Below are 18,674 nucleotides of genomic sequence, written 5' to 3' on the forward strand. Positions count from 1 at the left end.
AGGGACAAGACGTATTTTTTACAACATTGCAGGAGCAGCTTCATTGTAAATGGAGGTGAATCAAAAAATCCCCGAAATCCACAGCAGGCACCAGACCCTGGAAAATAATTCGGGAATCACTCGATTTTTTATTCTTTTTCAGATATAATAAAAAATGAAAATAGGGATACGGCTTGGCATTGATGCTCGTTCTGCACAACTGAGCATATCAGAAAAACAAATCATTCCCGGATAAACGGTGTATGATGCTGTTGCAAAACATTTATCCGGAGTCTATTTTTTTATGAAGAATACCTCTCTGTCACTACATCAAGTCTCCCAAATCCGGATCATAATTTACAATCGGCTGGTCGCCCGCTATACTTGTTGATCCAAACGGCAATACACCTAACAGCAATGTTGCAACTACACCAAGCGAAACAATGAATTTTTTCAATTTTAAGCTCCTCTCAATTAATGTAAAAGCCGACCCTATTTTCATATTAAGCAAAATTATGTGTGCGTGTGGCATGTTTTTCAAACTGCAAACTAACTGTTCAGTTTCCTTAGCGCATTTAACGGCAGTCTGCAGAAAAAGTAGTCGCTTCTTTTTTCAATAAATTGGTTGTACGATTGCAAGAGAATGGTTTTATCCTTCTTTGCGAGCCCCAAATAGTACAGTCTGAATGGTGTATTAATTTCTATCCCGCTTAAAATAGCCTCTGCCCTTGCATCATTTCCTTTAGCTATTTCAATATGAGCCTGTTCACTCCTGTCCGTGGATGTAACGCCTTCAACCTCGTTAAAATGTGCTGCAATAAAAGGGATATTTTGCTGTTTGATTACCTCCACAACTTTATCCTGTCTTTCTTTTTGTGCAATTTTAAGTGCTTCTGTAAAGTGGTGCATTGCCTGAAAATATGTGTCAAACGTGTACGATAACCCAAGTGCAATGTGCAAACTTATTTTTATTTCGGGATTGGTTGTTTGCGTAAGAACCCGAAAAGCATATTTACGCGCCATGATCACTTCATTACGAACAAGATAATAAACGAATAAATTATGATACAGCCGGATGTAAAAAAACTCCAGCAAAAAGGCATCATTGATTTTTCCGAATAAATTCTGCTGTTTATCCATGATGTTGCCTAATCTTCCATATTCACACCGCTTAAAATAAATGGATGTATTTATAAACTCGAGTAGACATTCAAGCTCAGCTTCCTCTGTCTGAAATGTTTGGACACATCTTAAAATTTCATTATCGGGATACCGTCTTTGCTTGCGGTCCAGTGTCAGCTGATAAACATCGGCCCATTTGTGATTGGACGGCGATTTCGATAATCTGTTTTTGATAATGAGCTGCTGCAAATCGTCATAAAAGCCATGCATATATAGATATTCCATGCCTTTTTTTCTGATTTCTTCAGAGGTCGTCTCATGACAAAATTGCCGCATCAGTTGACGAACGGTGTGCTCATCGTAATGCTGCCGCAAGATCAATAAAATTTGTTCGATTCCCAGTTCGTTATCCATTGCCAAATCTGCGATCGAATCAGGCATCATATTAGTCCTAAAACTTGACATGAAGGCACCACCTCATTAAAACAGGCATTTATTCGGCTATATAACAGAAATATATGAAAAATTACATCTGTTGCTATAATAACACAAAATTCGGCAAATAAAAGACATTTCCTTCGACAAATTTCGCACAATTGATAGAAAACGTTCTGGAAAACGCGAAGAACCCTAGTTAATGATAACTAGGGTTCTTATACAAATAGATGAAACGTTTTGTGATGTGGAAGATGAAGGATAAATTTTCATCTTCCGCATCGCTCATTCGGTACCTTGTTGTGTTGCACCGTTTGAAGTATCATCCTGATTGCTGTCTTCACTTGCCCCGGATTCCGGGGTGTCACTGTCGGAAGAACCGGATCCGCTGTCTTCTGCGTTATCAGATCCGTCAGATCCTGAACCTTCTTCTTCAGTTCCTTCTGAGTCTGAGTTCTCTTCTGAATCCTCGGAATCAGATTCACTAGTTTCTTGGTTCGATGCATCCGGTTGTTCGCTCTTGTGCTCGCTTCCGTCAGTTTTCGAACCTTCGTCGCCTTGTGCCTTTTCATTATCGGCTGCAGCTTTATCAAGTGCGCTTAATGGCTGGTTAAAAAAGTCTTCCGGATTTACAGCATTGCCATCTTTTCTTATCTCAAAATGGAGATGTGTGCCGTTGTCCTTGCCAAAGAGATTTTTACCCGCACTTCCTAGAGTTTCTCCCTGCTTAACTTTCTGATCAGCGGAAACCTTAACGTCTCCTAAACTGGCATAATGCGTCGTCACGTCATTCTCATGTTTCAATGTTACGACATTACCAAGCAATGGATCTTCCTTGATTTCAGTAACTTTCCCACTCAATGACGCCAACACATCAAATGTTTCGCCGTCAGCAGATGCAATATCAATGCCTGTACTTTGATAGTAGCGGTCGTTAAATACGACGATTGCATTCTCCTGAGCTTCCTGCTCCGCGTTGTAGTCATAGTATTTAGTTACGATTTCTGCTTGATCCATGCTTTCGACGGGCTTTTGCACAACTTCCTGTTGATCCATAACCGGCTGTGCTTCTTCGCCATGCTCAACTGGTGAGTACTCTTCTGTATTTTCCTCCTGGCTTTCATCTATTTGATTGCCAAGATTCTGGTACCATACCACCATTGAGAGAAGAAGAGCAGCAATCGTCAAGTAGACTGCCGGAAAGAACCACTTCTTCCGGAAAATGCGACTCCATTTATTTTTTGGAGTGTTGTTTTCTTCTTTCATGTCTATCACCTCAACAACCATTCTGAGCAGAAAAACGGGAAACTATACATTTTAATCAAAAAATTTCCCGGTTTTGTGCATGTTTTCTGAAATCCAGGGTAAGGTAAGGAGGTTAATATGGCTGTTGGCTGCAGATTTGAAGGATTTTCCGCCGATTGGAGGTTTTTAAGGTGATTGACTGGCTTTCGGTACGCGGTGCTATCTCCCCATGTGCGCCCGCTTTCCTTTTATGTTCGAAAAAATCAGCATTCGTCAAGGACATCCATAATCTATACCTTCTAACGTTAGGACACAAAAATGCCCGGGACATCAGAAGACCCCGGGGCATACAAGCTACTATTATTCGAAACCGTCACACAACAGCAGCTCGCTTTCCATCATTCTGTTGGTCATGATAGTCACTGAGAAATCGCCTCAACCCGCATAAATGTATCTTTATTTGGCAACTAATTTTGGCGCGATATCAGATACAGAGCTAATTTCGACTCCCTGATAATAGTGCTTTACTATTTCTTTATATGTTTTGCCCTCTTTTGCCATGCCATTTGCACCGAACTGGCTCATGCCGATGCCGTGGCCGAATCCTTTTGTCGTGAAAATCAGATGGTCATTCTTTTTCTCGATGGAAAAATCACTTGATCTTAATCCCAGCTCTTCACGAATTTTACGTCCTGAATAGGATTTTTCACCAATTTTGAGCCGGTCAACACGTTGCCCTTCCGTTCTTGTGATTTCCATTGACAATTGATCAAGTGATGGAAGGTCCGTGCCAAGTGATTCTTCCATTTCATTTATCGTCAATACTTTTTGATCCATGAATTTTTGTGTATCTTTATCCCACGGGCTCTTCACACTGCGCAAATACGGCACTTTATTTTCCCAATAATCCTCGGAGTTTTCCGTATAGCCATTACTGGTGGAAAAATAGGCAGCTGTGATTGGGTTATTCTTATAGGTTAAAATGTCACCTTTAGTGGCTGTGACCGCTTTTTTGATTTTAGTCATTTCCTCATCATAGTCGCTTCCCATTGTCTTTCTGAGTTCCTGTTCATTATGATATACCTGATCACTGGTGGTATCTGTCACATCCGGATTGTCCGCATTGCCCTGATGAAGCAGGCGATTGACGATGAACGTCCTGGCAGCCAAAGCCTGAGCCTTTAAAGCCTCCACATCAAATTCGGCTGGTGTCTCTGAGGCAACCACACGTGAAACATATGTCTCAAGCGGGACTTTTTCAACCTGTTCAGAGTTCGCCCGCATGACTTCAACCGCAAACGGAGAATCTCCCATCGCAATTTCCACATCCTCGCCGCTTTTTTCAACAACTTTTCCTTCATCATCAGCATTGGACATAAACGGCACAACGATTAAAGTCGGAATCACCAGAATAAGCGTCACTAAGCAGGATAAAAATAGAATAGTGGATGCTTTCCATGATGCCGGAGACTTGTTGAGTGACACCGGTCCTCTATTTTTTTGCAGCAGCTGCACGGATTGAGCCTGACGTTTTTTTCGCTTTTTTCTGATCTTTGGTATGATGTTGTCTTTTCGCATGTACTGCCTCCTTAACCTTATAAAATTCGCAGGTACAGCCTCTAGCATTCCTACTATTAGATTTTATACAGTTGAGGAAAACAATAGAACCAAAGATTTTAGAAAAACGCGGTATTCGCCTCGTCTTATAGCGAATGCCGAAGCTTTTCCTATAAGGTCATCCATAATGTATACTTTCTGACGTTATTAGAAAAACGCGGCATGCGGCCCCATCTATAACGTATATCGAAATTGTTTCTTATAAGGTCTTCTAAACATCTATCCTGTCCTTAGACCTATTCGATTAGAACCTGCATTTTATGACTGCACAGGCTTCTGATTGATTGTTATGTCCGAATGATCCGTCTTATTCAACGTTTCGTCATATAAGTGGCATGCGACATAATGATCTTTTTCGACCTCACGCCACTCAGGCTTTTTCCGGGCGCAGACATCCATCGCAAACGGACAGCGCGTACGAAACACACAGCCGCTCGGTGGATTGATCGGGCTCGGCAGCTCACCTTCCAGGATAATTCGCTCGCGTGTATCCTCGATATCCGGGTCCGGAATCGGAATCGCCGACAGGAGTGCCTGTGTATAGGGATGAAGCGGGTTTTCATAAAGCGAATCACTCGAAGTCAATTCCACCAGATTCCCTAAGTACATCACACCTATCCTATCAGAAATCTGTTTCACCATGGATAAATCATGAGCAATGAACAAAAAGGTTAGGCTTTTTTCCTCTTGCAAATTTTTTAATAGATTCACGACCTGAGCCTGAACGGAGACGTCCAACGCCGAAATCGGTTCATCAGCTATGATAAAGTCCGGGTCAAGCGCCAGAGCACGCGCAATTCCAATCCGCTGCCGCTGTCCGCCGCTGAATTCATGCGGGTAACGGTCGGCATGATCCCGATTCAGCCCAACCTCTTCTAAGAGCTGAATAACCCGGTCAAGCTGCTCCTTTTTATTCGGGTAGAGGCCATGGACTTCCATCGGCTCAGCGATCACTTCCTTCACAGTCGAACGCGGATTCAATGATGCATACGGATCCTGGAAAATCATTTGCATGTGACGGTAAAAATGAAGCGTTTCGTTGTCATCGAGATTATGTACGTTCTGCCCGTCATACAAAACATCACCTGATGTCTTGTTATAGAGACCCATGATGGTACGACCGACCGTTGTTTTGCCGCACCCGGATTCCCCGACCAGGCCAAACGTTTCCCCTTTATTAATATGAAACGTCACATCATTAACAGCTTGCAGGATTTGCCCTTTACCCATATTAAAGTGTTTAGTCAGTTGATTGAGTTGTAATATTTTCGCTGTCATTATGATGACTCCTCTGCTTGCTGCCAGTATCTGGTTGCAGCACAAAGCTCTTTTTCGTATATCGTGCCGTTCAGGTCAATCAGCTCAATGCCGCGTCCGGTTTGCGGCGAATGGAGCATGTTGCCGTTACCGTAGTAAAATCCCACATGATGCAATTGGCCTTTGCCTTCTTCATAAGCGAAAAAGAGCAAATCACCCGGTTCCAGCCGGTCATATGGTATTTTTTGACCGTATTGTGCCTGATCACCGGCGTCACGCGGAACTTCATAGCCGTTCGCTTTATGCATGGCATAAGCAAAGCCTGAGCAGTCATAGCCGAATGAACTCATACCACCCCAGAAGTAATCCAAGCCTATATAGGGCATGCCGGCTTTTACCAGTTCAGTACCCGGGCGTTTGGGCAGACCTTGATCCGCCCTGAAAATCGTCACATCATTGTCCTGTAAATAAAAATAACCATGTGGCGTGTTCACCTTAACACGGGTGCCCGTCTTGGCCTCTACCGGTAAAATCGTCATATAACTGAGCTTCATCGTGCTTTTGCCGTCTTCAGCCTCGAGCCAGGCATGCTGTTGTGTAACCACAGCTGAGTTCTCGCGCTGCCAGTCCGGCTTATTCATCTTTTTCAGTTGATTCAGCGGTATCCAGCCCGGGTAGCCGCGTTCGTCCTTTACTGAGGGCTGCGTCGGGATAACAACATGTGCCCAGTCATCTTCTATGCCTGTAACGATGACTGTTTCTCCGTATAGTGTCTGTGTCTGAATACGATTTTCGTCCGATAAAGCAACGGTTGATGCGTAACTGAGACTGCTAATCCAGCTATCCATGTTCGTCGGATTACTGATTCCGTGTTGGTCAATTGAACGCGGAGACAACGGTGATGTCCATACCGTTGCAACCTGCACCGATGTCACCCAAATCTCTTCTGAAAATTGATTAAAGGTTTGTTTCGTCAATCACGTGCTCCCCCTTTATATTTATCCAATCACGTTATCTATCTCACGCCCGCTTCGACTGTCAATGTTTTATCCGCTGTGTTCATAACGGCCTTCTCTCCTAATGGCAGAGAAAAGTGCGGGAAACAGTGACCGATTTTAAATCCGGCCATCACCGGACACCGCAGACCGGAAAAATAATCATGAAAGACCTGCTCCAAAGAAAGGGATGATTTCCCTTCCGGCGGCTCTGCCTCAGCAAAATCGCCGATGACGATGCCTGCTGCCGCATCCAATTTGCCGGCAAGGTGCAACTGGTTAAGCATGGAATCGATTCGATATGGCGCTTCGCCGATATCCTCCAGCAAAAGCAGTTTTCCTTGTGTATCGATTTCATATGGTGTCCCGAGTGAGCTGATCAAAAGTGACAGATTCCCGCCGACAAGTTCCGCGACCGCCTGGCCCGGTACCATGACACGCAATGGGGAAATGGCTTCCGAATAATGCAGTGTGGCAGGTTCGAGCAACTGCCGAAACATACTTGCAGACAGGTCATCAAAATCACTATCAGCGATATCAGAGGCCGGCATAGGCCCATGAAACGTTGTCAGCCCGGTTATTTGGCGAATGGCTGTATGCAGATAGGTGATATCGCTGTATCCCCATATTATTTTGGGATGCTGCTCGATCAGTTGATAGTCCAAATTGTCAGCTATTCGCGCCGTCCCATAACCGCCCCGGGCAAACATAATCGCTTTGATGGAATCATCGACAATCATATTATGAATATCAGCAAGGCGTTCCGTATCGGTTCCGGCCAAATAGCCATACCTCAGGTGGATTGTTTTGCCAAGCTTGACGTGCACACCCATCTGCTCAAAAAACGGGATTGCCTGACGTATTTTTTGGATATCGGCCGGGCTTGCCGGTGCTGTTATGCCAATTGTATCACCTTGTACCAAACGCTTAGGTCTCATTGGATCAAGTCCTTTTTTGTAACATCGGAAAGTCGTTTTGTGCCCTGATCGAAGCGAAGGGAATGGTTATAATGATGAATGACCTTATAATAAAAGCTTCGTTATTTGCTATAAGGCAAGGCGAGTGCCGCGTTTTTCTAATGCAAATCTATCCTTCATGAGCATCACGATGTATATTATGTATAGAAATGAAAGAAGGAGCAGCCGGCCAAGGCCATTCCTTCCCCACTTCAATTCGACCGCGCGGCTTCCCTTTGAGGTCGCGCGATTTCATGGCGTTCTCGCGCGATTTCGTGGCGTTCTCGCGCGATTTTCCGGCGACCTCGCGCGATTTCATGGCGTTCTCGCGCGATTTTCCGGCGACCTCGCGCGATTTCGTGGCGACCTCGCGCGATTTTCCGGCGACCTCGCGCGATTTCATGGCGTTCTCGCGCGAATTTCCGACGACCTCGCGCGATTTTCCGGCGACCTCGCGCGAATTTCCGAAGCGACGATTTCAACATCTGCCGCAATCAACCTTACTGCTGGATATCTGCCCATTTCAGTTCAAGATAGCCGACCGGATGGCGCACAATGTCTTTGACGTCATCTTTGTAAATGTAAACCTGGTTATAGTAATGGATTGGGAAAATCGGCATTTCTTCCGCCAATATTTTTTCCGCTTCATACATCATTTCCCAGCGTTTTTCTTCGTCCGCCTCCTTTTTGGCTTGTGAAATCAGCTTATCATATTCCTCATTGGACCAGCCTGTGCGATTCATAGAAGAATCCGTGATAAAACTTTCCAAGAAGTTGATCGGATCGCCATAATCAAAGATGAACGAACTTCTGGAGAACTGCAGGTTCAGTGACTTCTGATCTTCCAGGAAGACGTTCCATTCCGTATTAGCTAACTCAACATCAACACCAAGGTTCTCACTAAACATATTTTGCATCGTCTCGGCAATCGCCTTATGCTGCTCATCGGTGTTATATGTCAATGTGACCGGCGGCAGTTCATCATAGTCTTCTTCTCCCATGCCTTCTTCCAATAATTGTTTTGCTTTTTCCGGATCGAAGTTGACAAGATCACCGTTCGCCGCACGGAAATCCTTGCCGGATGGTGCTGTGAATCCTGGTGATACAAATGCTTTAGCTGCCTTCTCTTTATTTTTGGTGACATAGTCAACGATTTCCTGCTGATTAATAGCCAAGGCAAACGCTTTACGGATCTTTTTATTTTGGAATGGTTCCTGATTGACATTAAAGCGGTAAAAATAAAGACCCGCCTGATCTTCAATGACTACATTATCCCCGTCAATCAGCTGATCCGCCATATCAGGTGGAATTTCGGTCATATCCAGTTCATCGCTTTCAAACATCTGATATTCGGTATTAACGTCAGTAACCATAGCCCAGTGAACTTTATCAAGATTCACCGTATCTTTATCCCAATACTGATCGTTCTTCGCAAATACCATTTCCTTATCGTGTTTCCAGGTCTCCAGTTTGAATGGTCCATTGGAAACAAATGAATCCGCTTCAGAATACCATTCCGGATTTTCTTTGGCCACTTCTTTATTGACCGGGAAGAATGCTGGATTGGACACCACATGCAGGAAGTAGCCGGTCGGCGCTGTCAATGTCACTTCAAAAGTCTTGTCATCAACGGCTTTTACTGCTACATCATCTGCCGCACCGTCACCCGCGTTATACGCTTCCCCGCCTTCAATGAAATAGCCGAGAAATGCTGCAGACGAGCCAGTCTCCGGATTCAGCAGCTGTTTCCATGCATAGGCAAAATCTTCAGCCGTGACCGGATCACCATTTGACCACTTGGCATCGTCGCGCAAATGAAAGGTGTATGTCTTTCCGTTATCAGAGACCTCCCATTCCTCTGCCATCGCAGGCTGGGGCGTATCATCCTTACCCAGTCGCGTCAGTCCTTCCATCAAGTTATTCAGCACATTCCATGAAACGGAATCAAAACCGACCGGCGGATTTAACGAAGTCGGTTCTTCGCCATTATTCATGCGTAATACCTTCTCACCGCTACCGTCATTTTCCTCACTTGCCGCTGCATCTGATCCTGAGTCTTCCTCTTCACTGCCTTCATTGCCTGTTGACGTTGTACATGCCGTCAATACTAGAATAAAGGCAACAAGCATGACTAACAAAAACCCCTTTTTCTTCATACGTCTTTTCTCCCCCTTGCTAATTGTTGTCGGCTGTTGCAGCCAAAAGCTGTTTAGCCCGTTCATCCTGAAGCCAGCAATCCACTTTATGCGTCTTGCTGATTTCCGTCTGGAGCGGGTAAACTTTATCACACACCTCCATAGCCATGGGGCACCGCGCTGTAAACGGGCACCCTTGTGGAGGTGAGAATAAATCCGGTGGTGTGCCGTCAATCGGAGTCAGTTTATCCTCTTTAAAGTCAAGCCTCGGTACTGATTTTAGCAATCCCCTTGTATATGGATGCTGCGGCGTGTAAAATACTTCCTTCCGTGTACCCTCTTCGATAATCTTGCCGGCGTACATGACAAGGATGCGGTCGGCTATTTTCGCGACAACCCCGAGATCATGTGTGATCAGGACAATCGATACACCGGTCTGTTCCTGAATGCGGTCAAACAATTCCAGTATTTGAGCCTGAATGGTCACATCAAGTGCGGTCGTCGGCTCGTCAGCAATCAGGAGCTCCGGTTCACAAATCAAAGCAATGGCAATCACAATCCGCTGCCGCATACCGCCGCTGAACTGGTGCGGGTACTGCTTAAGCCGTTCCTCCGGGTTCGGTATCCCGACCAGGTTCATCATCTGCAATGCTTTTTCGCGGGCTTTGCCTCTGGACGTTTTCCGATGCTCCATCAAGCCTTCTGTCAGCTGAGTACCGATCGTTAATGTCGGATTCAGTGCGGTCATCGGATCCTGGAAAATCATCGATATGTCGATGCCGCGAATTTTCCGCATATCTTTTTCAGGAAGTGCTGTCAGTTCTTCTCCTTTGAATGTAATCGTTCCGTTTGAAATTTTCCCGGGCGGATTGGGGACCAACCCCATGACTGCGTTTGAAGTAACGCTCTTCCCGCAGCCGGACTCCCCGACAATTGCCAACGTTTCGCCTTTATGTAAATCAAAACTGACGCCCCTCACTGCTTTCACTGTCCCGCCATAAGTCCTAAAGGTTACGTGCAGGTCGTTTACATCTAATATTTTTTCCATCGCTTCACCTACTCCCTCAGCTTCGGATCAAGCGCATCCTGAAGCCCGTCACCTAATACGTTAAATGCAAACATGGTAAATGAAATAAAGAAAGCCGGAAAAAACAAGGTCCACCAGTAGCCTGACAAAATGGCGCCTAATGCATCGTTTGCCATCACACCCCAGCTCGCAAACGGTGATTGGATGCCCAATCCCAGGAAGCTCAGGAATGCCTCGGCAAAAATCGCATTCGGTACGGTCAGTGTCATTTGAACGATAATCGGCCCCATTGTATTCGGGATCAAATTTTTCCGGATGATCCTCGATGTCTTAGTTCCGAATGATTTCGATGCCAGCACAAATTCAAAATTTTTGATCTGCAGAACTTGTCCCCTGACAATCCTGGCCATTCCAACCCAACCAGTGACACACAGCGCGATAATGATGGTTGCAAGGCTCGGCCCCATGACAACCAGCAGCAATATGACAACCAGCAGATACGGCAGACCGTACAATACTTCGATAATCCGCATCATGATACTATCTGTCCGTCCGCCTTTATACCCGGAAACACCGCCGTAAATGACGCCGACAAAAAAATCAATCAAGGCTGCCATTAACCCGACGAAGAGTGAAATTCTGGCGCCATACCATGTGCGCGTGAAGACATCACGTCCGAGTGAATCTGTACCAAACCAGTGATCAGTTGAGGGCGGCATGAACTGATTCGGACGGTTCTGGTCTGTTACAGTATATGGTGAAATCATCGGGCCAATAACCGCCAGAATCCCCAGGATAATCAGAAAGGCCATCCCCGCCATGGCCAGTTTATTTTTTTTAAGACGCTTCCATGCATCTTTCCAGTACGAAAGCGATGGACGTGATACGGCTTCAGCCGCTTTCAGGTCTTTATCTCTCCATTGAAACCAATCATCCGGTATACTGGCAGAAGAATGGGCGTGTTTTGTTTCATCAGGTGCAGCCATTTTATTCGCCCCCCTTCTTATGCAGTTTAATGCGCGGATCAAGCAACCCGTAGGCAACATCAACTAAAAACAGCATCAGGATCAGAAAGGCACTGTAAAAAACGGTTGTCCCCATAATTACCGGGTAATCCCGCTGATTAATGCTTTCGACAAAGTATTTTCCCATGCCGGGAATACCGAATATCTGTTCAATGACGAAGGTTCCGGTCAAAATACCGGCAAGAAGTGTGCCCATAATCGTCACCACCGGCATCAATGCATTTTTCAGTGCATGTTTAATGATGACTTTCCAAGGTTTCAGACCTTTGGCGCGCGCCATTTTAATATAGTCCTGTGTCAGCACTTCAAGCATAGTCGATCGCGTGAGGCGTGCGATAATTGCCATTGGACCGGTAGCCAGCGCAATGGTCGGCATAATCATATGTAGCGGGCTGGACCATGTCGCAGCCGGGAGAATGCCCCAGTAGACTGCCAGCACTTGAATCAGCATGGTCGCGAGAACAAAGTTGGGGATTGATATGCCCAGAACAGCAATCGTCATCGCCAGATAATCAATGATTCCGTTATGTTTCAGGGCTGCAAAAATGCCGAGTATAATCCCGGAAATAACGGCGACCGCGATCGTGACCACTCCGAGTTCAAATGAAATCGGAAACCCCCGTCCAAGCAGATCGTTCACCGATTCCGTCGGCTGTTTAATTGATGGACCAAAATCCAATGTCACAATTGATTTTATGTAAAGCAAATACTGTATGAAATAAGGCTCATCCAGATTATAATGCGCTTCAAGGTTAGCCTGAACCGTCTCGTTGGTCGTCCGTTCCTCATTTAGCGGCGACCCCGGCAGTGTCACCATCAGAACAAATGTCAGTGTGACAATGATCCATAGCGTCACAGCCATGATAGCGAATCGTTTTAAGATATAACCGAGCATCCTGATACACCCCTATGTCAGCCGTTTTCTCTGTAAGCGATTTCAATACGAAGAAGCTTAAAGACACAAAATTTCTTTGACCCTTTTACATTACGAAAAGTATATACCTCGACCAAACGTGAATGAATCGAGCCTTTTTTTAAGCGTCATTTTTCTTACAATTGTTTTTTAATTTTCTTAAATTTTATCATATAATAGCCAGAATGCAATATAAAATTTAACTGCCTTGGTAAAAGACTCAGAAACAAGAGCCCGTCTGCAGTGTTATCCGGCCGTTTAAGCATACAGGATGATCGTTGAAGTATATCCCTGCTATCGGGGTGATATCCCCGCTCATTAGAAAAACTTGGCACTCTCCTCGTCTTATAGCGAATGCCGAAGCTTATAAGGTCATCCATAATTTATACTTTCCGACGTTAAAATAAAAACAGATGGGTGTCCCATCTGTTTTTGCAATATTGGATAATCATTCAGTTCAAATACTTAACTTTCGGCTTCAACCGCAATGTCTTCATGATCAATTTGGACAAACGGATTAACGGCATTCCCGTCTTCATCTACCCGTTCAATGTCTGCTCCCAGGCGAGCCAGCTTGTCGGCAAAATCAACATAGCCGCGGTCAAGATGCTTCAATTCCGTTACACGCGTATATCCGTCAGCAACCAATCCGGCCAAAATCAATGCCGCTGCTGCACGCAAATCCGTTGCAGCAACTTCGGCACCCTGCAGATCAGCAGGACCTTCAATAATGACATTGCGTCCTTCAATTTTCATTTTGGCGTTCATACGGCGGAACTCTTCTACGTGCATAAACCGGTTTTCGAACACTGTTTCCGTAATAACACTTGTGCCATACGCATTCAGCATCAGAGCCATCATTTGCGATTGCATGTCAGTCGGAAATCCAGGATGTGGCAGTGTTTTAATATCAGTCGAATGTAATTTATCAGGACCGATAACGCGAATGCCCTCGCCCTGTTCAAAGATTGTGACATCCATTTCTTCCAGCTTGGAAATAACAGAACGCAAATGCTCGCTCTCCGCATTTTCAATCAGAATGTCCCCACCGGTAATGGCACCTGCAACCATAAAAGTGCCGGCTTCAACCCGGTCCGGAATAATGGCATGTTCTGCACCGTGAAGTTCTTCAACACCTTCGATACGGATTGTTTCTGTTCCTGCACCAACAACTTTGGCTCCCATTTTATTTAGGAAGTTGGCCAAGTCTACAATTTCAGGTTCTTTTGCACAATTTTCAATGACAGTTTTACCTTCTGCCAGTGATGCTGCCATCATAATATTCTCAGTTGCCCCAACGCTTGCCATATCCAAGTAAATTTTAGCACCCTGCAGGCGTCCGGCAGTTTCCACTTCCACGTAACCATTTCCAACGTGTACATCGGCACCCATAGCCTCAAAGCCCTTCAAATGCAAATCAATCGGCCGTGATCCAATCGCACAGCCTCCGGGCATAGCTACTTTCGCATGGCCAAAACGTGCAAGCAATGGTCCGAGAACCAATACAGATGCACGCATTTTCCGCACATACTCAAAAGGAGCTTCAGTCAGCAGTTGATTAGTTGCATCAACGTTAACGGTATTATTTTCGAAATGTACATTCGCATTCATATTCCGCAATACTTCATTAATTGTATACACATCAGCCAGGACGGGAACATCTTTGATAGTACTTTTTCCTTCGCTGGCCAATATGCTGGCGGTTATGACCGGCAGCACCGCATTCTTCGCCCCTTCAACTCTTACGGAGCCATGGAGACGTTCTCCGCCTTTTACTATGATTTTGTCCATGTTCTATTCCCCTTATAATCCATTTTCACTATATCAATATTCATTTATCAGGATAGGTGTGCCTATCGTCAGACGCTTGCTGTTTTGTGCTGCGTTTTGAATCACAATCTGCAAATTGATCGGTTGCTTCATTTTAATCGTTTGCTCCCATAATGGTGTATACCCGTAAATGATTTTGTTAACCGTCGATTGTTCCACATTATCTGTCTGTTCACGAACTTTTGACAGTTGCAGGGTATTTTTTAATCGAGCAAAAAAATTATCATCTTCTATTATATCATTATTTATTGTTGAGAGACAAGCAAATTTTGTCGATTTATTTGTGAAATATGAGGTATGTATGTCGCCTATACGATCAATATAATCAGCGGCAACTTTATCATTCCATTTATCTCCCTGCAAAACGGCAATTAACTCCGCATCATACAACGGATTTTCCGGAATGACAACACTATAGCTTTCGGAAAAGCTGGTCTGTTTCTGTACGCGCTCAAAGAAATATTTTACTGTATTTTCATCTTCATCGCTAGAGACCTTATAACTATTTTTGTCCCTCAACTTTTGTAACAATCTGTCGACATCATCTTTAGCCATTTTTTCTTTGATGGTCACCTGCCAGTTGTCTACGGATAACCCATTGTCGCTTACCACGGATCCCAGTTCGGTCATTTCATCGCTCTTGTTGGCAAATGCCGTTGTACTAACCGTCATCAATATAACTATACTCATAATGAGTGCAAACGACCGCATTAAAACGCCCCCTTGTTTTACTCTATAATTAGTATGAACAAGAGGGAGAGTCCGCAAACGGTTATAATAATAGTTTTATAGAATGGGCTGTTGACCAAAATCTATGGTTGACAAATTAGATGTCATTTTAACGTCAGCAGTCGCTTCGGAAAAACACTAGTGTGCTCGTCGTGTTGCAAGTTTTTCGGTGAAGCAGCACTCCTCGCAACTCGTAGCTCATTCGGTGGATGTTTCGCTCGTCGCTTTCCGTGGGCTTGTCCTCAGCCTCCTCGAAAAAGAAGGTCGCTTTTTCTGCGGGGTCTTAACACTGCGCATTCCCACAGGAGTCTCCGTGTTTTTCCTCCGCTAGCTAGTTTCACTACTATATTCACTCATTCATCTCAACCATAGATTTTGGTGTTGACCCATAGAATGATGTTAAAATTCTTTTAATCAGAACAGGTACAGCAGATCCTGTGACCATTGAAGAAACTCAAGGAAAAATCTACTGACCCCCGTGCCGATAGTAATTGTAATGAATATAATGAGTACTCTGGCTTCTGTTTCCCGGCCCTTTCGGATCAGCGGATCAAAATTGATTGTCGTGATAACCCGCCATGTAATATAAATGAAAATCAAATGCGATATCATACTTATGATCGCAGTTACACCAATTGAAGAAAACATAGTTCCACACCTTTATCTGTGATCTTAGAAAAACTCGGCATTCGCCTCGTCTTATAGCGAATGCCGAAGCTTTTCTTATAAGGTCATCCATAATTTATACTTTCTGACGTTATTAGAAAAACTACAAGCCTAGGAGCTTTGGACAGAAGGCGTCTTATTAAGGAAAATCCGACTAGATAGAGCGTATACACCGATCCGGGAATATACTTCGCGCACCTTAGGGCGGCTGATAAATCCCTCGCGCTGAACACTACGGGAGTTCACCTATGCCAATCTTCACGCAGGAGTTATCTACGTATATTTCCTCCGCTAAATTGATCTTATAAGGTCATCCATAATGTGTACTTTCTGACGCTAAAATCAAACATGTTGCTTTGTATCAACTGTTACTTTGCCATGTATTAGGGTGTTTGTCAAATAAGGCAGCCACTCTCCCAAGCCTCTCTTTTTATCGACAGTTCTTATTATTTCCCGGGAAATATCGACAGAAAAATCGGATTATTGATAGTAAACTTTTGGCTGATAGTGATGCTTTTCTGCAGCTCCAATCAAAATGCCTGTTGGCTGAACAGAAAAGATCTCTTATAACAAAGTGTTATAAGAGATCTTATGTGTACGCATTCGCTATAAGTAACTACCTGATCTGCTCAACTATCGTGCAATATCCAATCGATTCATTGCGCGTTTGAGTGCTGATGCTGCCCGTTGGAAGTCAACATCGTCCTGCTTGGACTGGAGGCGCCGCTCGGCACGCTGTTTTGCTTTCTCGGCCCGTTCAACGTCTATGTCAACAGGCTTTTCAGCAGTCTGAGCCAGAATGGTCACGTTATCCGGGCGCACTTCCAAGAAACCGCCGCTTACAGCCAGGTTCTTGATATTATCATCATGTTTTAACCGTACCGAACTAATCGTTAAAGGCGCAACCATAGGGATATGCCCAGGCAGTATACCTAGTTCGCCGTTTTCGGCTTTACAGCTGACCATATCAAAACCGTCTTCCAATACTGGACCATCAGGAGTAACAACACTCACAGTCAGTGTTTTCAATGCAACCCCTCCTTAAGACAGGTAAATAAATGGATGTTAGAAAACTTGGCTTATCGCCAAGCTTTAATGGCGAAAGCCTTAGTTGCACTTATGCAGTAAGAAATAATTTATACTTTCTTAACTGCTTAGAAAAACTCGGCATTCGCCTCGTCCTATAGAGTGCCGAAGTTTTTCTTATAAGGTCATCCATAATGTATACTTTCTGACGTTAAAACAACAACAGCTGCTCGTAACTAGCAGACACGCTTGTCACTGCATGTCACTGTTTAGTTGCTTTTGTCTCTATTTATTCCATGTCTTTCGCTTTTTCCACAACTTCTTCGATACGTCCCACCAGGCGGAATGCATCCTCAGGCAGGTCATCATGTTTGCCGTCCAAAATTTCCCGGAAGCCTTTAATTGTTTCACTGACAGGTACATATGAACCTGGCTGACCCGTAAACTGTTCAGCTACGTGGAAGTTCTGGGATAGAAAAAATTGGATGCGGCGTGCACGGGAAACCGTCAATTTATCCTCGTCCGAAAGTTCATCCATACCAAGAATCGCAATAATATCCTGCAGCTCTTTATACTTTTGAAGGGTTTGCTGAACTTCACGCGCTACATCATAGTGATCTTCACCGACAACCTCGGGGTCAAGCGCACGGGAAGTCGATGCCAGTGGATCCACTGCCGGATAAATGCCTTGCTCAGACAATCCGCGGTCAAGGTTTGTGGTTGCGTCCAAATGCGCAAACGTTGTTGCCGGCGCAGGGTCGGTATAGTCGTCGGCCGGCACGTAAATGGCCTGGATCGATGTTACTGAACCCTTATCCGTGGTTGTAATGCGTTCCTGCAGCTGTCCCATTTCAGTTGCCAGTGTCGGCTGATAACCAACGGCTGATGGCATACGGCCGAGCAGTGCGGATACTTCCATACCTGCCTGTGTAAAACGGAAGATATTATCGATAAATAAGAGCACATCCTGCCCTTCCTCATCACGGAAGTATTCTGCCATTGTCAATCCCGTCAGAGCAACACGCATACGCGCACCCGGCGGCTCGTTCATCTGACCGAATACCATTGCCGTTTTATTAATAACACCTGAATCCTTCATTTCGTAATACAGGTCGTTTCCCTCACGTGTACGTTCACCTACACCTGCGAAAACCGAAATACCACCGTGTTCCTGGGCAACGTTGTTGATCAGTTCCTGAATCAATACTGTTTTGCCGACCCCGGCACCACCAAACAAACCGATTTTCCCACCTCGTGTATAAGGTGCCAGCAGGTCAACAACCTTAATGCCCGTTTCCAAAATTTCTGTATCGGTTGTCAAATCCTCAAATTCAGGCGGCTGACGATGAATCGGATCCCGTCTATTATCTGCAGGCACCGGTTCATCAAGGTCAATGTGGTTACCAAGAACGTTGAAGACGCGACCGAGCGTGGCTTCACCGACCGGTACTGAGATCGACTCGCCTGTATCTTCAATTGTCATATTGCGCTTCAGACCATCTGTTGAGTCCATCGCAATCGTACGTACCGCATTATCCCCAAGATGAAGTGCGACTTCGAGAGTCAAATCGACATCCACATCATCTTCACCGGGGCGGACAACTAACGCATTATTGATATCCGGGAGCTGGCCTTCGTCAAATTTAACGTCGACAACAGGTCCCATAACTTGTGTAATGTGTCCTTTGCTCATTGATTTCCCTCCTATCCTATATCG

Annotated in this window: 17 protein-coding genes; all 17 read right to left on the reverse strand. The window is 44.9% G+C overall.

The annotated features are described in order from the left end of the window. Nucleotides 1-304 precede the first annotated feature (304 nt). The 17 genes from IEW67_RS18325 to atpD all read right to left on the reverse strand — a co-directional run bounded on the left by IEW67_RS18325 (nt 305) and on the right by atpD (nt 18,650). Nucleotides 305-436, reverse strand: coding sequence for a hypothetical protein (locus tag IEW67_RS18325; protein WP_268238649.1), 132 nt, complete (start codon nt 434-436; stop codon nt 305-307). A gap of 92 nt (nt 437-528) precedes the next feature. Further along, entirely contained in the window at nt 529-1,566 is a 1,038-nt protein-coding gene (locus IEW67_RS06620; protein WP_188632273.1) for an AimR family lysis-lysogeny pheromone receptor, read from the reverse strand. Nucleotides 1,567-1,821: 255 nt separating this feature from the next. After that, nucleotides 1,822-2,802, reverse strand: a complete 981-nt coding sequence (gene spoIIQ / locus IEW67_RS06625; protein WP_188632274.1) for a stage II sporulation protein SpoIIQ — start codon at nt 2,800-2,802, stop codon at nt 1,822-1,824. Nucleotides 2,803-3,237: 435 nt separating this feature from the next. Then, on the reverse strand, nt 3,238-4,359 hold the full coding sequence (gene spoIID, locus IEW67_RS06630) for a stage II sporulation protein D (protein ID WP_188632275.1): 1,122 nt from the start codon (nt 4,357-4,359) through the stop codon (nt 3,238-3,240). A gap of 297 nt (nt 4,360-4,656) precedes the next feature. Next, nucleotides 4,657-5,676, reverse strand: a complete 1,020-nt coding sequence (locus IEW67_RS06635; protein ID WP_188632276.1) for an ABC transporter ATP-binding protein — start codon at nt 5,674-5,676, stop codon at nt 4,657-4,659. Further along, complete coding sequence (locus tag IEW67_RS06640; protein WP_188632277.1) at nt 5,676-6,632, reverse strand: C40 family peptidase; 957 nt, start codon at nt 6,630-6,632, stop codon at nt 5,676-5,678. The genes IEW67_RS06635 and IEW67_RS06640 overlap by 1 nt, the downstream gene beginning before the upstream one ends. 38 nt (nt 6,633-6,670) lie before the next feature. Next, on the reverse strand, nt 6,671-7,588 hold the full coding sequence (locus IEW67_RS06645; protein ID WP_188632278.1) for a S66 peptidase family protein: 918 nt from the start codon (nt 7,586-7,588) through the stop codon (nt 6,671-6,673). 148 nt (nt 7,589-7,736) lie between these two features. Next, on the reverse strand, nt 7,737-8,009 hold the full coding sequence (locus tag IEW67_RS06650) for a hypothetical protein (RefSeq protein WP_188632279.1): 273 nt from the start codon (nt 8,007-8,009) through the stop codon (nt 7,737-7,739). A gap of 97 nt (nt 8,010-8,106) precedes the next feature. Further along, on the reverse strand, nt 8,107-9,762 hold the full coding sequence (locus tag IEW67_RS06655; RefSeq protein ID WP_188632280.1) for a peptide ABC transporter substrate-binding protein: 1,656 nt from the start codon (nt 9,760-9,762) through the stop codon (nt 8,107-8,109). 19 nt (nt 9,763-9,781) lie between these two features. Next, nucleotides 9,782-10,789 (reverse strand): ABC transporter ATP-binding protein, encoded by a 1,008-nt coding sequence (locus IEW67_RS06660; RefSeq protein ID WP_188632281.1) that lies wholly within the window; start codon nt 10,787-10,789, stop codon nt 9,782-9,784. Between the two features lie 8 nt (nt 10,790-10,797). Next, nucleotides 10,798-11,754, reverse strand: coding sequence for an ABC transporter permease (locus IEW67_RS06665; protein ID WP_188632282.1), 957 nt, complete (start codon nt 11,752-11,754; stop codon nt 10,798-10,800). Between the two features lies 1 nt (nt 11,755). Further along, nucleotides 11,756-12,688 (reverse strand): ABC transporter permease, encoded by a 933-nt coding sequence (locus tag IEW67_RS06670; RefSeq protein ID WP_188632283.1) that lies wholly within the window; start codon nt 12,686-12,688, stop codon nt 11,756-11,758. Nucleotides 12,689-13,171: 483 nt separating this feature from the next. After that, nucleotides 13,172-14,497 (reverse strand): UDP-N-acetylglucosamine 1-carboxyvinyltransferase, encoded by a 1,326-nt coding sequence (murA, locus tag IEW67_RS06675; protein WP_188632284.1) that lies wholly within the window; start codon nt 14,495-14,497, stop codon nt 13,172-13,174. Between the two features lie 33 nt (nt 14,498-14,530). Further along, complete coding sequence (locus IEW67_RS06680; RefSeq protein WP_188632285.1) at nt 14,531-15,247, reverse strand: YwmB family TATA-box binding protein; 717 nt, start codon at nt 15,245-15,247, stop codon at nt 14,531-14,533. Between the two features lie 432 nt (nt 15,248-15,679). Continuing rightward, nucleotides 15,680-15,913: a DUF1146 family protein gene (locus IEW67_RS06685; RefSeq protein ID WP_188632286.1), complete on the reverse strand. Its 234-nt coding sequence runs from the start codon at nt 15,911-15,913 to the stop codon at nt 15,680-15,682. Between the two features lie 651 nt (nt 15,914-16,564). Beyond that, complete coding sequence (locus IEW67_RS06690) at nt 16,565-16,960, reverse strand: F0F1 ATP synthase subunit epsilon (RefSeq protein WP_188632287.1); 396 nt, start codon at nt 16,958-16,960, stop codon at nt 16,565-16,567. Nucleotides 16,961-17,246: 286 nt separating this feature from the next. Beyond that, complete coding sequence (gene atpD, locus IEW67_RS06695) at nt 17,247-18,650, reverse strand: F0F1 ATP synthase subunit beta (RefSeq protein ID WP_188632288.1); 1,404 nt, start codon at nt 18,648-18,650, stop codon at nt 17,247-17,249. Between the last annotated feature and the right edge of the window lie 24 nt (nt 18,651-18,674).

This window comes from Lentibacillus kapialis (assembly GCF_014646635.1).
GTDB lineage: Bacteria > Bacillota > Bacilli > Bacillales > Amphibacillaceae > Lentibacillus > Lentibacillus kapialis.

Excerpts from the sequence above, each read along its gene's own strand:
- IEW67_RS06620 (WP_188632273.1), bottom strand. The coding sequence starts at position 1,566 with ATGTCAAGTTTTAGGACTAATATGATGCCTGATTCGATCGCAGATTTG.
- spoIIQ (WP_188632274.1), bottom strand. The coding sequence starts at position 2,802 with ATGAAAGAAGAAAACAACACTCCAAAAAATAAATGGAGTCGCATTTTC.
- spoIID (WP_188632275.1), bottom strand. The coding sequence starts at position 4,359 with ATGCGAAAAGACAACATCATACCAAAGATCAGAAAAAAGCGAAAAAAA.
- IEW67_RS06635 (WP_188632276.1), bottom strand. The coding sequence starts at position 5,676 with ATGACAGCGAAAATATTACAACTCAATCAACTGACTAAACACTTTAAT.
- IEW67_RS06645 (WP_188632278.1), bottom strand. The coding sequence starts at position 7,588 with ATGAGACCTAAGCGTTTGGTACAAGGTGATACAATTGGCATAACAGCA.
- IEW67_RS06650 (WP_188632279.1), bottom strand. The coding sequence starts at position 8,009 with ATGAAATCGCGCGAGGTCGCCGGAAAATCGCGCGAGGTCGCCACGAAA.
- IEW67_RS06655 (WP_188632280.1), bottom strand. The coding sequence starts at position 9,762 with ATGAAGAAAAAGGGGTTTTTGTTAGTCATGCTTGTTGCCTTTATTCTA.
- IEW67_RS06660 (WP_188632281.1), bottom strand. The coding sequence starts at position 10,789 with ATGGAAAAAATATTAGATGTAAACGACCTGCACGTAACCTTTAGGACT.
- IEW67_RS06665 (WP_188632282.1), bottom strand. The coding sequence starts at position 11,754 with ATGGCTGCACCTGATGAAACAAAACACGCCCATTCTTCTGCCAGTATA.
- IEW67_RS06670 (WP_188632283.1), bottom strand. The coding sequence starts at position 12,688 with ATGCTCGGTTATATCTTAAAACGATTCGCTATCATGGCTGTGACGCTA.
- murA (WP_188632284.1), bottom strand. The coding sequence starts at position 14,497 with ATGGACAAAATCATAGTAAAAGGCGGAGAACGTCTCCATGGCTCCGTA.
- IEW67_RS06680 (WP_188632285.1), bottom strand. The coding sequence starts at position 15,247 with ATGCGGTCGTTTGCACTCATTATGAGTATAGTTATATTGATGACGGTT.
- IEW67_RS06685 (WP_188632286.1), bottom strand. The coding sequence starts at position 15,913 with ATGTTTTCTTCAATTGGTGTAACTGCGATCATAAGTATGATATCGCAT.
- atpD (WP_188632288.1), bottom strand. The coding sequence starts at position 18,650 with ATGAGCAAAGGACACATTACACAAGTTATGGGACCTGTTGTCGACGTT.